The sequence below is a fragment of the Kitasatospora sp. McL0602 genome (assembly GCF_052076145.1).
Taxonomy (GTDB): domain Bacteria; phylum Actinomycetota; class Actinomycetes; order Streptomycetales; family Streptomycetaceae; genus Kitasatospora.
In genome coordinates this window covers 1437152-1451409 of record NZ_CP197246.1, presented here as the reverse complement: position 1 = coordinate 1451409, position 14258 = coordinate 1437152, and the positions used below count along the sequence as shown (strand labels likewise).

The 14258-nt window shown below is 71.5% G+C and carries 11 protein-coding genes; 6 read left to right on the top strand and 5 right to left on the bottom strand.

Annotated features, from left to right (window positions below; genetic code table 11):
- The first annotated feature begins 1 nt into the window (after nucleotide 1).
- Genes kdpA through ACR68M_RS06770 form a run of 4 tightly spaced genes read left to right on the top strand, consistent with a single transcriptional unit; the run spans nucleotide 2 to nucleotide 6910 of the window.
- The gene (gene kdpA / locus ACR68M_RS06785; protein ID WP_441249519.1) at nucleotides 2-1663 is read left to right on the top strand and encodes a potassium-transporting ATPase subunit KdpA; all 1662 of its coding nucleotides are present in this window, start codon (nucleotides 2-4) and stop codon (nucleotides 1661-1663) included.
- Nucleotides 1663-3768 (top strand): potassium-transporting ATPase subunit KdpB, encoded by a 2106-nt coding sequence (kdpB, locus tag ACR68M_RS06780; protein WP_441249518.1) that lies wholly within the window; start codon nucleotides 1663-1665, stop codon nucleotides 3766-3768. The genes kdpA and kdpB overlap by 1 nt, the downstream gene beginning before the upstream one ends.
- 11 nt (nucleotides 3769-3779) lie before the next feature.
- On the top strand, nucleotides 3780-4403 hold the full coding sequence (kdpC, locus tag ACR68M_RS06775; protein ID WP_441249517.1) for a K(+)-transporting ATPase subunit C: 624 nt from the start codon (nucleotides 3780-3782) through the stop codon (nucleotides 4401-4403).
- Complete coding sequence (locus ACR68M_RS06770; RefSeq protein WP_441249516.1) at nucleotides 4400-6910, top strand: ATP-binding protein; 2511 nt, start codon at nucleotides 4400-4402, stop codon at nucleotides 6908-6910. The genes kdpC and ACR68M_RS06770 overlap by 4 nt, the downstream gene beginning before the upstream one ends.
- On the opposite strand, the gene ACR68M_RS06765 is transcribed toward ACR68M_RS06770, so the two are convergent.
- A complete protein-coding gene (locus tag ACR68M_RS06765) occupies nucleotides 6911-7492 on the bottom strand; it encodes a dienelactone hydrolase family protein (protein WP_441249515.1) in 582 nt (193 codons plus the stop codon).
- Nucleotides 7493-7669: 177 nt separating this feature from the next.
- A complete protein-coding gene (locus ACR68M_RS06760) occupies nucleotides 7670-9841 on the bottom strand; it encodes a hypothetical protein (RefSeq protein ID WP_441249514.1) in 2172 nt (723 codons plus the stop codon).
- A 164-nt stretch (nucleotides 9842-10005) separates the two neighbouring features.
- On the opposite strand from ACR68M_RS06760, the gene ACR68M_RS06755 reads away from it, so the two are divergent.
- Nucleotides 10006-11307, top strand: a complete 1302-nt coding sequence (locus ACR68M_RS06755) for a serine hydrolase domain-containing protein (protein ID WP_441249513.1) — start codon at nucleotides 10006-10008, stop codon at nucleotides 11305-11307.
- Between the two features lie 13 nt (nucleotides 11308-11320).
- Here the strand turns inward: ACR68M_RS06755 and ACR68M_RS06750 are convergent, their stop codons facing one another.
- The 3 genes from ACR68M_RS06750 to ACR68M_RS06740 form a co-directional block, all read right to left on the bottom strand.
- On the bottom strand, nucleotides 11321-11800 hold the full coding sequence (locus ACR68M_RS06750) for a thiol-disulfide oxidoreductase DCC family protein (protein ID WP_441249512.1): 480 nt from the start codon (nucleotides 11798-11800) through the stop codon (nucleotides 11321-11323).
- Nucleotides 11797-12225 carry a hypothetical protein gene (locus tag ACR68M_RS06745; RefSeq protein ID WP_441249511.1) on the bottom strand — a complete coding sequence of 143 codons (429 nt, stop codon included), beginning with the start codon at nucleotides 12223-12225 and terminating at the stop codon, nucleotides 11797-11799. The genes ACR68M_RS06750 and ACR68M_RS06745 overlap by 4 nt, the downstream gene beginning before the upstream one ends.
- 85 nt (nucleotides 12226-12310) lie before the next feature.
- Nucleotides 12311-12922, bottom strand: a complete 612-nt coding sequence (locus ACR68M_RS06740) for an isochorismatase family protein (RefSeq protein ID WP_441249510.1) — start codon at nucleotides 12920-12922, stop codon at nucleotides 12311-12313.
- Between the two features lie 178 nt (nucleotides 12923-13100).
- On the opposite strand from ACR68M_RS06740, the gene ACR68M_RS06735 reads away from it, so the two are divergent.
- Nucleotides 13101-14087: a GlxA family transcriptional regulator gene (locus ACR68M_RS06735; RefSeq protein WP_441249509.1), complete on the top strand. Its 987-nt coding sequence runs from the start codon at nucleotides 13101-13103 to the stop codon at nucleotides 14085-14087.
- The last annotated feature ends 171 nt before the right edge of the window (nucleotides 14088-14258 follow it).

Genomic DNA, 14258 nt, shown 5'->3' with positions numbered 1-14258 from the left:
GATGGGTGCCACCCTCGCGGGCTGGCTGCAGGCCCTCGCCCTGGTGGGCGCGCTGGCTCTCTGCTACCGCCCCCTCGGCGACCACATCGCCAAGCTCCTCACCACAGCCAAGCACCTGAGAGCCGAGCGCGGCCTCTACCGGCTCATCGGCGTGGACGGTGACGCCGACCAGCGCTGGCCCGTCTACCTGCGCTCGGTGCTGGCCTTCTCGGCCGTCTCCGTGCTCTTCCTGTACGGCCTGATCCGGCTCCAGACGCACCTGCTGCTCAGCCTGGGCGTGCCGGAGATGGCGCCGCACCAGGCCTGGAACACCGCGATATCCTTCACCACCAACACCAACTGGCAGTCCTACAGCGGCGAATCCGCGATGGGACACCTGGTGCAGATGGCCGGGCTGGCGGTGCAGAACTTCGTCTCCGCCGCCGTCGGCATCGCCGTCGTCGCGGCGCTGATCCGTGGCTTCACCCGCAACCGCACCGACCGGGTCGGCAACTTCTGGGTCGACCTGACGCGGATCGTGCTGCGCCTGCTGCTGCCGGTCTCGATCGTCTTCGCGCTGGTGCTGGTCGCGGGCGGCGTGGTGCAGAACTTCCACGGCTTCCACGACCTCGCCACCCTCGGCGGCGGCACCCAGTCGATCCCCGGTGGGCCGGTGGCCTCGCAGGAGGTCATCAAGCAACTGGGCACCAACGGCGGCGGCTTCTTCAACGCCAACTCCGCGCACCCCTTCGAGAACCCGACCGGCTTCACCAACGTGCTGGAGATCTTCCTGCTGCTGGTGATCTCCTTCTCGCTGCCCCGCACCTTCGGCCGGATGGTCGGCGACCACCGCCAGGGCTACGCGATCGTCTCCGTGATGGCGCTGTTCTGGGTCGCCTCGGCCACCTTGATCACCTTCGCGGAGTCGCACCACGGCGGTGCGGCGCTGCAGGCGGCGGGCGGGGCGATGGAGGGCAAGGAGCAGCGCTTCGGCGTCGCGGCCTCCAGCCTCTTCGCGGCGTCCACGACGCTGACCTCGACCGGCGCGGTGAACTCCTTCCACGACTCGTACACGCCGTTCGGCGGCGGTCTGACCGTCTTCGACATGATGCTCGGGGAGATCGCGCCAGGCGGCACCGGTTCGGGTCTGTACGGGATGCTGATCCTGGCGATCGTCGCGGTGTTCGTGGCGGGTCTGATGGTCGGCCGCACCCCGGAGTACCTGGGCAAGAAGCTCGGCGGGCGGGAGATGAAGTTCGCCTCCCTCTACATCCTCACCACGCCGACGCTGGTGCTGATCGGCACCGGTGTAGCGATGGCGCTGCCCGGCGAGCGGGCGGGGATGCTCAACTCCGGTGCGCACGGCTTCTCCGAGGTGCTGTACGCGTTCACCTCGGCCTCCAACAACAACGGGTCGGCGTTCGCCGGCATCACGGTGAGCACGCCGTGGTACGACACGGCGCTGGGTCTGGCGATGGTGCTGGGCCGCTTCCTGCCGATGGTGTTCGTGCTGGCGCTGGCGGGTTCGCTCGCCCGGCAGCAGCCCGTCCCCGCCACTCCGGGCACCCTGCCCACTCACAAGCCGCTGTTCGTGGGCCTGCTGTCGGGCGTCGTCCTGATCGTCGTCGGCCTCACCTACTTCCCGGCGCTGGCTCTCGGGCCGATCGCGGAAGGTCTCCACTGATGTCCACCACGCTCACTCCCGCCCCGGCCGCCGAGCCGGAGGCCCCGGCCCCGGCTCCGCACAGGGTGTCCGGCGGCCTGCTCGACCCGAAGCTGATCGCCAAGTCCCTGCCGGATGCGGTGAAGAAGCTCGACCCCCGGGTGATGGTCAAGAACCCGGTGATGTTCGTGGTCGAGGTCGGTTCGGTGGTCACCACCGTCGCCGCGATCGCCGACCCGTCCGTGTTCGCCTGGTCGATCACCGTCTGGCTCTGGCTGACGACGGTCTTCGCCAACCTGGCCGAGGCCGTCGCCGAGGGCCGGGGCAAGGCGCAGGCCGACACGCTGCGCAGGACCAAGACCGACACTATGGCCCGCCGCCTGCTCGACTGGCCCGGCTCGCAGGCCGAGGAGGAGGTGTCCGGCACCGCGCTGCGGCTCGGTGACCACGTGGTGGTCGAGGCCGGGCAGGTCATCCCGGGCGACGGTGACGTGGTCGAGGGCGTCGCCTCCGTCGACGAGTCGGCGATCACGGGTGAGTCCGCGCCGGTGATCCGCGAGTCGGGCGGTGACCGCAGTGCGGTGACCGGCGGCACCAAGGTGCTCTCCGACCGGATCGTGGTGAAGATCGCCTCCGAGCCCGGCAAGTCCTTCATCGACCGGATGATCGCGCTGGTCGAGGGCGCGGCGCGGCAGAAGACGCCGAACGAGATCGCGCTCAACATCCTGCTCGCCTCGCTGACCATCGTGTTCCTGGTCGCCGTGGTGACGTTGCAGCCGATGGCGACCTTCGCCGGGGCCCCGCAGAGCATGATCGTGCTGGTCGCACTGATCGTCGCGCTGATCCCGACCACGATCGGCGCGCTGCTCTCGGCGATCGGCATCGCGGGCATGGACCGCCTGGTGCAGCGCAACGTCCTGGCGATGTCCGGGCGGGCGGTCGAGGCGGCGGGTGACGTCAACACGCTGCTGCTCGACAAGACCGGCACCATCACGCTGGGCAACCGGCAGGCCGCCGAGTTCCGGCCCGCGGCCGGTGTCACCGTCGACGAGCTGGCCGATGCCGCCCAGCTCTCCTCACTGGCCGACGAGACCCCCGAGGGCCGCTCGATCGTGGTGCTCGCCAAGACCGAGTACGGCCTGCGGGCCCGCGCCCAGGGCGAGTTGGCGCACGCCACCTGGGTGCCGTTCACCGCGCAGACCCGGATGTCGGGCGTCGACGTGGACGGGAGCCAGGTCCGCAAGGGCGCGGCCGGGTCCGTCACCAACTGGGTCACCGAGCAGGGCGGTTCGGTCGGCCGGGACGTCGCCGAGCTGGTCGACGGCATCTCCGCCGCCGGTGGCACGCCGCTGCTGGTCGCCTCCCGGGCCGGCTCCGCCGCGCCGCGCGCCCTCGGGGTGATCCACCTCAAGGACGTGGTCAAGGAGGGCATGAAGGAGCGATTCGACGAGCTGCGCCGGATGGGCATCAAGACCATCATGATCACGGGTGACAACCCGCTGACGGCGAAGGCGATCGCGGACGAGGCGGGCGTGGACGACTTCCTCGCCGAGGCCACGCCCGAGGACAAGATGGCCCTGATCAAGAAGGAGCAGGAGGGCGGCAAGCTGGTCGCGATGACCGGCGACGGCACCAACGACGCCCCCGCCCTGGCCCAGGCCGACGTCGGTGTGGCGATGAACACCGGCACCATGGCGGCCAAGGAGGCCGGCAACATGGTCGACCTGGACTCCAACCCGACCAAGCTGATCGAGATCGTCGAGATCGGCAAGCAACTCCTCATCACCCGAGGGGCGTTGACGACCTTCTCGATCGCCAACGACGTCGCCAAGTACTTCGCGATCATCCCGGCGATGTTCGCCAGCGTGTACCCGGGCCTGCGCCACCTCAACATCATGGGCCTGCACAGCCCGACCTCCGCCATCACCTCGGCGATCGTCTTCAACGCCCTGGTCATCGTCGGCCTCATCCCGCTCGCCCTGCGTGGCGTCAAGTACCGCCCCTCGGACGCGAGTTCGCTGCTGGCGCGGAACATCGGGGTCTACGGCATCGGTGGCCTGGTCGTCCCCTTCGTCGGGATCAAGGCGATCGACCTGATCGTCCAGTTCATCCCCGGCCTGAGCTGAGAGAGCAGACCATGCCCACTTCCGTACGCACCCACCTCACCGCCCTGCGGCTGCTGCTGGTGATGACGGTCATCCTCGGCCTCGCCTACCCGCTGCTCGTCACCGGCGTCAGCCAGGTCGCGTTCTCCGCCAAGGCCAACGGCTCGATCGTCAGCACCGACGGCAAGGAGATCGGCTCCAGCCTGATCGGCCAGAACTACGACCTCCCGAAGAAGAACCCCGACGACCCGAAGGAGCAGGCCCGGCCGGACCCGCAGTGGTTCCAGCCCCGGCCGTCCGCCGCCGGTGCGGGCTACGACCCGAAGTCTTCCGGCGCCTCCAATCTCGGCCCCAACAGCGACGACCTGCTCAAGGCCGTCGACGACCGCCGCGCCGCCGTCGCCGCCTTCGACGGAGTCGACCCGGCAGCCGTCCCGGCCGACGCGCTGACGGCCTCCGGCTCGGGTCTCGACCCGCAGATCTCCGTCGCCTACGCCCACGAGCAGGCCGCCCGCGTCGCCGAGGCCCGCAAGCTGCCCGCCGACACGGTGGCCGGGCTGGTCGCCGAGTACACCGAGAGCCGATCGCTCGGCTTCCTCGGCGAGCCCGGCGTCAACGTCGTGCTCCTGAACAAGGCACTCAGCGAGCAGAAGTGACGTTGCACGCCTCGAACCGCCGGGGCCGGTTGCGGGTCTACCTCGGATCGGCCCCCGGCGTCGGCAAGACGTACCGGATGCTGGACGAGGCCCACCGCAGGCGCGACCGGGGCGCGGACGTGGTGGTCGGCTACATCGAGTGCCACGGCCGACGGCACACCGAGCACATCCTCCAGGGTCTGGAGGTCACGCCCCGGCTGAGCCGCCACTACCGGGGGAGCGACTTCCCCGAGATGGACCTCGACGCGATCCTCGCCCGCAGGCCCGCCGTCGTGCTGGTGGACGAGCTCGCGCACACCAACACCCCCGGCGGCCGCAACGCCAAGCGCTGGCAGGACGTCCAGGAGCTGCTGGCGGCCGGGATCGACGTGATCACCACCGTCAACGTCCAGCACCTGGAGTCGCTGAACGACGTGGTGCAGAAGATCACCGGCATCCCGCAGCGCGAGACGGTGCCCGACGAGGTCGTCCGCCGGGCCGACCAGATCGAGCTGGTCGACATGGCCCCGCAGGCGCTGCGCCGCCGGATGGCCCACGGCAACGTCTACCGCGCCGAGAAGGTGGACGCCGCGCTCTCCCACTACTTCCGGGTCGGCAATCTCACCGCGCTGCGCGAGCTCGCCCTGCTCTGGGTCGCCGGGCGGGTCGACGAGGGCCTGCGCGACTACCGCGCCACCCACGATATCGACCGGGTGTGGGAGACCCGTGAGCGGGTGGTGGTGGCCCTGACCGGAGGGCCCGAGGGCGAGACCCTCGTCCGCCGGGCCGCCCGGATCGCCGACCGCACGGCCGGGGGAGAGCTGCTCGCGGTGCACGTCACCCGCAGCGACGGCCTCGCCGGGGCCTCGCCCGGAAACCTGGCCGAGCAGCGGCAGTTGGTGGAGACCCTCGGCGGCAGCTACCACGTCGTGGTCGGCGACGACATCGCCACCGCGCTGCTCGCCTTCGCCCGAGCCCACCACGCCACCCAGCTCGTGCTCGGCACCAGCCGACGCGGCCGGGTCAACCGCTTCCTCACCGGCCCCGGCATCGGCGAGACGACGGTCGACCGCTCCGAGGACATCGACGTCCACATGGTCACCCACGAGTTCACCGGGCGCGGCCGACTGCCCGCCCTCGGCCGCCGCCACTCCAGGCGGCGCGCCGTCGCCGGCTATCTCGCGGGCCTCGTCCTGCCGCTGCTGCTGACCGCCGCCCTCTCCCAGGCCCGGTCCGCCGTCAACCTCACCACCGACACGCTGGTCCTCCAACTCGGAGTGGTGGCGGTCGCGTTGCTGGGCGGCGCCGCCTCGGCCCTGCTCGCCGCACTGGCCGCCTCCCTGCTGCTGAACTACTACTTCATCCCGCCCGTCCACACCTTCACCGTCGCCGAGCCCAACAACGTCATCGCGCTGGGGGTCTTCGCGGCCGTCGCACTCACCGTCTCCACCGTGGTCGACCGGGCCGCCCGGCTCACCACCCGGGCCGCCCGCGCCACCGCCGAGGCCGAGACGCTCTCCACCCTTGCCGGCAGCGTGCTGCGCGGCGCGAAGGCCCTGCCCGCGCTGCTGGAGAAGACCCGGACGGCCTTCGGCATGGACTCCGTCACCCTGCTCGACCGCGTCGCGGGCGAGGTCGTCGCCCGCACCGACTCGGCCGGCACTGCTGCGGCCCCGGATCGTATTGTGAGTGAAGTCCCGGTCAGCGACCACGCGTTGCTCGTCCTGACGGGCCGTCGGCTGCCCGCCGCCGACCAGCGGGTGCTGACGGCCTTCGCCGCCCACGTCGCCGCCGCGCTGGAGCGCGACCGCCTCGCCACCGTCGCTGCCGAGGTCGAGCCGATCAGGGCCGCCGACCGGATGCGCACCGCCCTGCTGGCAGCCGTCAGCCACGACCTGCGCACCCCGCTCGCCGCCGCCCTCGCCGCCGTCGGCTCGCTGCGCAGCCCCGAGGTCGAGTTCTCCGCCCGAGACCGGGCCGAACTCCTCGACCTGGCCGACGAATCCCTCGTCAAACTCACCCGGCTGGTCGACAACCTGCTCGACATGAGCCGCCTCCAGGCCGGCGCCCTCACCCTGCACCTCGCACCGATCCGGCCGGCCGAGGCGCTCGTACGGGCCATGGACTCGCTCGCCCGGCCCGACGCCGCCGTCCAGCCGCTGGGTCTGGACACCGCCCCGGCGGTGCTGGCCGATCCGCCGCTGCTGGAACGCGTGTTGGCCAACGTCATCACCAACGCCCTGCGGTACAACGCCCCTGGCGAGCCCGTCCTGGTCGCCGCCAGCAGCCTCCGGGGCCGGGTGGAGATCCGCGTCGTCGACCGTGGCCCCGGCATCGCGCCGCAGGACCGCGACCGGGTCTTCCTCCCCTTCCAGCGCCTCGGCGACACCGACAACACCACCGGTGTCGGCCTCGGCCTCGCGCTCTCCCGTGGCCTCGCCGAGGCGATGGGCGGCTCCCTGGAGGTGGAGGACACCCCGGGCGGCGGCACCACGATGCTGCTCACCCTCCCGGCCGCCACCGGCTGATCAGGCGACGGCCGGGAGGGTGTCGAGGAAGTCGATCACGCGCCGGGTGAGCAGCCCGGTGGCCTCCGGGGCGTACGCCGGCAGCGAGCGGTCGGTGAAGAGGTGCTGGTCCCCCGCGTACAGGAACAGCTCCGCCGTCGCCGAGCAGGCGACCAGCTCATGGGCGGCCTCGGCGTCCTCGGCGAAGAACGGGTCGTCCGCCGCCGCGTGCACCTGCACCGGCACGCCGTCGGGCCACGCCGTACCGAACTCCGCCACCGGGACGCAGCCGTGCAGCAGCAGCGCGCCCAGCGCACCCGGCCGGGTCTGGGCCAGCATCTGGGCAGGAAGCACGCCGAGCGAGAGCCCGCCGTAGACGACTGCCTCCGGCAGCTGCCGGGCCGCCCGGACACCACGCTCGACGATCTCGCCGAAGCCCACCTGCTTGGCGTACCCGACGCCCTCCTCGATCGAGTCGAAGGTGCGCCCGTCGAAGAGGTCGGGCGTGTGGACGGTGTGCCCGGCCGCGCGCAACTCGTCGGCGAAGGCGACGACTCCGGTGGTCAACCCCTGGGCGTGGTGGAAGAGTACGACGTCGGTCATCGGTCGGGATCCTTGCTCGCGCTGTCTGCCGGTCTGCCTGGTGACGGATACGACGACGCCGGGGTGCCGTAACGGCACCCCGGCGTGACATCGAAGGCGAGGAGAGCGAAGGGACTATTTTCAAGTTGGATTGAGAAGGAAGCCCGTTCATGGCCTCGCCGGTGCCAACCGTAGCAGTCAGCGGGGGATCAGGTCGCGGAGATTTTCGGGGGTGATGACCACCGAGTCCGGGTGCAGCCCCTCCGGGCGCGCCAGGCCGATGTACGTGACCGGGTCGTCCGGGGCAGCCCCGCCGTCCCACAGCGTGGTGGTCGTGGCGCCGCCGCCCATCAGGTCGGTGAGGTGGCGGACCGTCAGGTAGTCCCGCTCGACGACGCTGCGCAGCAGCATCGCGACCGACACCCGGTTGCCCTCCACCCGGTTGGCGACCGGAGCGCCCTTCAGGTACATGTGCAGCCACCTCGCCCGCCAGCTGCCGTCACGCCCGCGCACGAACGCCAACGGCAGCGCGACCCGGCCGGGACCGCGAAGCTCCGACTTCATCCGCACCGTACGGGCCTCGAAGGGGCGCCCCTGCTGCTCGGCGTCGCGCAGCATGAAGCCGAAGAACGACTCCTCGACCTCCTCGAAGCCCTCCCCCGAGTAGATGTTGACCTGCGGCACGATGAAGGTGCTGCGCACGGCGGCCAGCCGCAGGTCGATGAACTCCGAGGCGCCGTCCGGTGCTTCGGTGATGTCGCCCGAGTGCGAGCCCTCGAACTGCGTGAGCTCGGTGTACGACAGCCAGCAGACGGTCTCGTACGAGGCGCCCAGGAGCAGCGCCGACAGGTCGAAGTCGGTGGTCTGCTCGGCCTGCTTCCAGTAGACGAAGAAGCGGAGCAGCTCCCCTCGGACGGGGGAGAGCGACCCCCGGGGCAGCACCCCGAGCCCGGCGGCCGTCGCCTTGCCGCTGAGCGGGAGCGCGACGTCGAGGACGTCGGGGTCGATCAGCAGCCGGCCCGGCGCCGGGAGGCGGCGGCGGGTCTCCGCGTCCAGTGCGGCGATCAGGCGCTTGCGCTCGGTCGCGGGCAGGGGTGCGCGGGTGTCGGCCGTCACCCAGGCCCGGCCGAGGCGGTTGACGAAGATGCGGCTGCTGCTGGTCGTCTCGGTCCGGTTCTGGAGGTGCTCGCGGACCGACAGCAGGATCCGCCCGGCGGCCTGTGGCGCGACCTGCTCGGCGGCGGCCACGACGGCGTCGCGCTCGTCCTGGGTACTGCACGAGCGCAGCAGCCGGTCCAGGGCACGGAACAGCCTGCCCGGCGCGGCCGTCAGCAGCCGCGCCGCGCCGGTGACGTCGCCCGCGTCGAGCAGCTGCTCGACCCGGCTGTCGAAGGTGCGGGCCTCCAACTCGCCCCGGGCGACGGCGAACACGTCGGCCGCGTGCGGCCAGCGCGGGTACTCGTGCGGGTGCAGCCGCTCGCCGAGGCGCTTGAACGCCTCACGGTGCGCGAGGACGTCGCCGAGCTTGGCGGGTGCCTCGGCGACGACCGCGTCGAGCCCGGCGAGCAGCGCGCGGCGGACCGGCCGGGTGAGGGAGCGGAACCGGGTCGGTTCCGCGAGGGTCACGTCCCCGTCCGACAGTGCGCAGGCCAGGCGGAGCACGTCGGTGACGGTGTCCAGCAGCAGGGCCGCCCCGGCGTCGAGCCGGGCCCGGTTGACGACGGCCCGGTTCTCCCGGACGGGGATCTCCTCGGGCTGCGGCCCGTCCGCGCAGTGCCCGGCGAGCACCCCGAGGTCGCGCAGGCCCTCCTCGCCCAGCGGCGTGCTGCTGCCCGCCAGGGCCAGGTACAGGGCGGTGGCCTCCTCGGCCACGCCGGCGCCCACGTGCAGGACGGTCATCCGGTCGCCCGCAGCGGCGATCAGCTCGTCGTGCGCGGCGAGCATCTCGGCGTACGTGTGCTGGTAGTTGCCGTACGACGGGAGGGTCAGCAGGTCGACCACGCCGGTGCGCAGCTGGGCGAGCGTGCTCGCGCGCGTCGCGTCGTCGGCGAGTGCCCCGGCGATGCAGCGCATCCAGAAGTCGAACGTGTCCGGCACGTTGGCCGGGAAGTCGACGAAGTAGACATTGTGCTGCACGTGGTCGCCGACCAACTCCCGTACGGCGCCCAGCGTGTGCGCGGCGGTCTCGACCACCGTCTCCTCGGCGAGCCCTGCCAGCCGCTCCAGCAGCTCCGCCGAGAGCTTGAACCCCACCGACATCAGCGCGGCGTCGAACTGCCGCGCCGCAACACCCCCTTGTCCGGCAGGCCCGGTGGGGGAGGGGACGCGGTGGGTGTGCCGGACGACGACGTGTTCGAGACGCTGGGACATCGGGCCATGCTCGCAGAACCGCCTGAGCCCCCGCACCCGGGTTTTCGCACCGGCGAAGCCAAGCTGACACGCCGCCTGAACACGCCCACCGACGGCGGAAGGCGGCCCGGGGACTCCGGCCCGGTGTTAGACCGGGTGGGACCATTCCCTCCGAGGCGACCTGGATGCGACGTATGCAGACCGGACCGATGGCCCACCCCGCTCCTGACCGGACCCCGACGGGCGGGGGCCGCCGAACAGCCCGGAGGCGGGCCACCCGTGCCCGGCCCTGGGCCGCGCTGCTGCTCGCCGCCGTGCTGCCGCTGACCGCCGCGACGCCCGCGCTGGGCGCTCCCGTCGGCGTGCAGGGCGTGCCGGGCGTGCGTGCGGCGGCCACACCGCCGTTCGCGGAGCAGCTGACGCCGGATCTGATCGCGATGATGCAGCGACTGCGCATCCCCGGGGCGATCGTCTCCGTCAGCACGCCCGAGTGGGGCACCTGGACGACGACCCTGGGCACCGGTGACCTCGCGACCGGTGCGCCCATCCGGACCGACCAGCACCTGCGGGTCGGCAGCATCACCAAGACCTTCACCGCGACGGTAGTCCTCCAGCTGGTCCAGGAGGGCAGGCTGACGCTGGACGACCCGGTGTCGGCCTTCCGCCCCGAGGTGCCGGACGGCGAGCACATCACCGTTCGCCAACTGCTCCAGATGACCAGCGGGCTGTACAACTACTCCGAGGACCCGGCCTTCAACGAGCGGCTCGACCAGCGGCCCGAGAGCGAGTGGACGCCGCAGGAGCTGCTGGACATCGCCTTCGGCCACCCGGCGTACTTCCCGCCGGGCGGCGGCTGGCACTACTCCAACACCAACTACGTACTGCTCGGCCTCATCGCCGAGCAGCTCACCGGCCGGCCGCTCGCCCGGCTGTTCCAGGAGCGGATCTTCAACCCGGTCGGCATGCACGAGACCACCCTGGACAGCGACGCCACGATCCCGGAGCCGCACGCCGAGGGCTACCAGTTCATCAGCAACGTCGCCAGCCTGACGGCCCCGACGCTGACCGGGAAGGACGCGGCCTGGGCGGACTGGTCGGCCGGCAACCCGTACAACGTCACGCACGTCAACGCCTCCTGGGCATGGGCTGCAGGCGCCGCCTCCTCCACCGTCGACGACCTGCGGCGCTGGGCCCCGGCCCTCGCCACCGGCACCCTGCTGAGCCCGGAACTGCAGCGCGAGCGGCTGAACTTCATCCCCACCTCCGACCAGCCCGGCCGGCCGACCTACGGGCTCGGCATCGCCGATGTCTTCGGCTTCCTCGGCCACGACGGCCAGATCCCCGGCTACAACGCCTTCGTCGGGTACGACCCCGAGCGCTGCGCGACCGTCGTGGTGCTCGTCAACCTCAACCAGTCACCGGACGGCACGGCACCCTCCGACGAGCTGACCAAGCTCATCCTCGCGAAGCTCTTCCCCCAGCACTGACCACGGCGGCGCCTCAGCCGGGGCCGGAGGCCGAGCAGCTGCCGGTGGGGCAGTCCGGGATGTCGTCGGGGTCGTTGTCCGGGGCGGGGCCCGGCCCACCAGGTGTCCCCTCGGCACCTGGTGGGACGCGCCCGGCTGCGGTGGCCGCGCGGTACTTCCCGGCGGCGAAGGCGGCGGCTCTCGCCAGGGGGAGGCCGGCCGGGGTGCTGAGCCTGTTGGCGAGGGGCCGGTGTTCGGCCAGGGCCCACAGGCAGGTGACGAAGGCGTGCGGGCCCCGCCAGACTTCGCCGGTGTCGCCCACGACCGTGATCTCGCCGAGCGAGGCGTCGTGGTCGAGCCCCGGGAACCGTGCGTGGGCCTCGGCCGAGGCGACGGCGACGAACTCCAGCGGTACGAGCTGGCGCTGCCCGCGCAGCCAGGCGGTGAGCCGGCGGCAGAGCAGGCAGGCCGGGTCGTGCAGCACGGTGAGCAGCCGGACGGGCTGCTCACTCACTTCGGCATCCAGGGGTCGACGCCCCCGGGCATGGCCGGGACCATGCCCTGCGGCCGGACCGGCGGCCGCTCCTGCTTGTCCAGCGCCCCCCGGCGGCGGATCTTGTTGAGCACGTACACGTTGCCGAGGTGCATCACGCCGAGCAGCAGCAGCACCGTGCCGAGCTTGTAGGAGAGGTTGTCGAAGACGCCCTGGACGTCGGCTATGTGGGCGTCGCTGCGCATCCACAGGGCGACGAAGCCCAGGTTGATCAGGTAGAAGCCGACCACGAGCAGGTGGTTGACCGCGTCGGCGAGCTTCTCGTCGCCGGCGAAGACGTCGGCCAGGAAGATCCGGCCGTTCTTGCTGAGGGTGCGGGCCACCCAGACCGTGACGCCGGTGGCGATCGGAAGGTAGACGGCGTAACTGACGACCGTGTAGTCCACGGGGAACTCCGTTTCGAACGTGTTCAAAACCTGATGGGGATGATCCTAGGGGGAGTTTTGAACACGTTCAAGCCCGGGGTGCGGATCAGGTCAGGGACTTCCCGGACTCCACGACGACGCCGTACAGGTCGGCGATGGTCGCGAGCGCGCTGTGGTGGATCTGGGCGGCGGGCAGGTCGTCGTCGATCGACCGGAGCTGGGACCGGAGCGGGCGGGTCGCGCAGGCGTCGGCGACCACGGTGGGCCGGTTGCCCCGGAGGAAGGCGCCGGCGGCGGTGAACGTCACGCACATGTGCGTCATGAAGCCGATGACGATGACGTCCTCGTGCCCGGCGGCGTCCACGTGCTGACCCAGGTCGGTGCCGACGAAGGCGTCCGGGGCCTGCTTGACGACGACGGGCTCGCCCTCGGTCGGTGCCACCCTCGGGTGGATCCCGCCGATCTCCGCCCGGATGTCGTACGGGCTGCCCTCGCCGCCGTCGTGAATGACGTGGATGATCTTCGAGCCCGCCGCACGGGCCCGCGCCAGCAGATCGGCGGCGGAGTCGAGCGCGGGCTGCCAGCCGTCCAGCTCCAGCACTCCGCCGACGTAGGTGTTCTGGTAGTCGACCAGGATCAGGGTCGATTCGGCGAGCGACGCGGGCTTCTCGTCGAAGCTGTTCAGCGCGCGCAGGGTCGTGGTCTTGGGAGTGGTCATGGGACTGGTCATGGGGTGCCGCCTCAGGTCTGGTGCCGGGTCCTTCGCCCACTTGCGGTGGGCCGCACCAAGAACGCTACGGTTGGCTTCGGATGTCGGCAATGACGTCCAACCCGCAGAAACCGACATCGGGTCGGACGGCTGAACGGAGCACCCGATGAGCCAGGACGGAGACCCCATGACCACGGTCGGACGACTCATCGTCGTCGTCCTCTTCGAGGGCGTCGACCTGCTCGACGTCACCGGGCCGCCGGAGGTGTTCTCGCTCGTGCAGCGCGAGACGGCGGACGCGACCGGCTACCACGTCGTCCTCGCCGCCGAGACGATGGACCCGGTCACCACCGCCGCCGGGGTGCGGATCCTGCCGGATCTCACCTTCCACGAGGCGGCGGCCCGAAGGATCGACACCCTCCTGGTGCCCGGCGCCGTCGAGGTCGACAGCAGCCGCCGGGTGCAGCCGCTCACCGACCCCGCCGTGGTCGGCTGGGTGAAGGTGCTGGCAGCCGGGTCGCGCCGGGTCGCTTCGGTCTGCGTCGGGGCGCACCTGCTCGCCGCCGCCGGGCTGCTCGACGGCAGACGCGCCACCACGCACTGGTCGACCGCGCCTCAACTCGCCGCCGACTACCCGCAGATCGAGGTCGATGCCGACCCGATCTTCATCCGGGAGGGCAATGTCTGGACGGGTGCGGGGATCAGCGCCTGCCTCGACCTGTCGCTCGCCCTCGTCGCCGAGGACTTCGGCGAGACCACGGCGCTGCGCGTCGCCCGGCAGCTCGTGATGTACCTGAAGCGCCCCAGCGGGCAGAGCCAGTTCAGCGTCCCGCTCGAACCGGTCTCCACGACCCGGCGGATCGAGGACCTCCGCCAGCACATCGCGGGCCACCTGGGCGACCGGCTCACCGTCGCGGATCTCGCCGCGTACGCGCACGTGAGCGAACGTCAGCTCACCCGGATCTTCAAGGCCGAACTCGGCACCACCCCGAGCTCGTACGTCGAGTCGGCCCGCGTCGAACGGGCCCGCCAGCAGCTGGAATCCACCGACGTGACGCTCGAACGCCTCGCGTCCAGCTGCGGGTTCGGCACCACCGACACCCTCGTCCGGGCGTTCCGGCGCAAGCTCGACACGACGCCCACCGAGTACCGGCTCCGCTTCCGCGCAGGGTGAGATCGGCAGGACTGTTACAGAGTCGGCCGGTGGCCGTTACAGAGCCGGGCGATCACCGTGAGGTGGGCTTCCTAACGTCTGCTCTACCAACTCCCGGCGATCGGGCCGGGGGTGGTGAGCATTCGGAGGAAGCTTCATGTCAGGTACCACGACCGTCCGCCACGCGGTGCG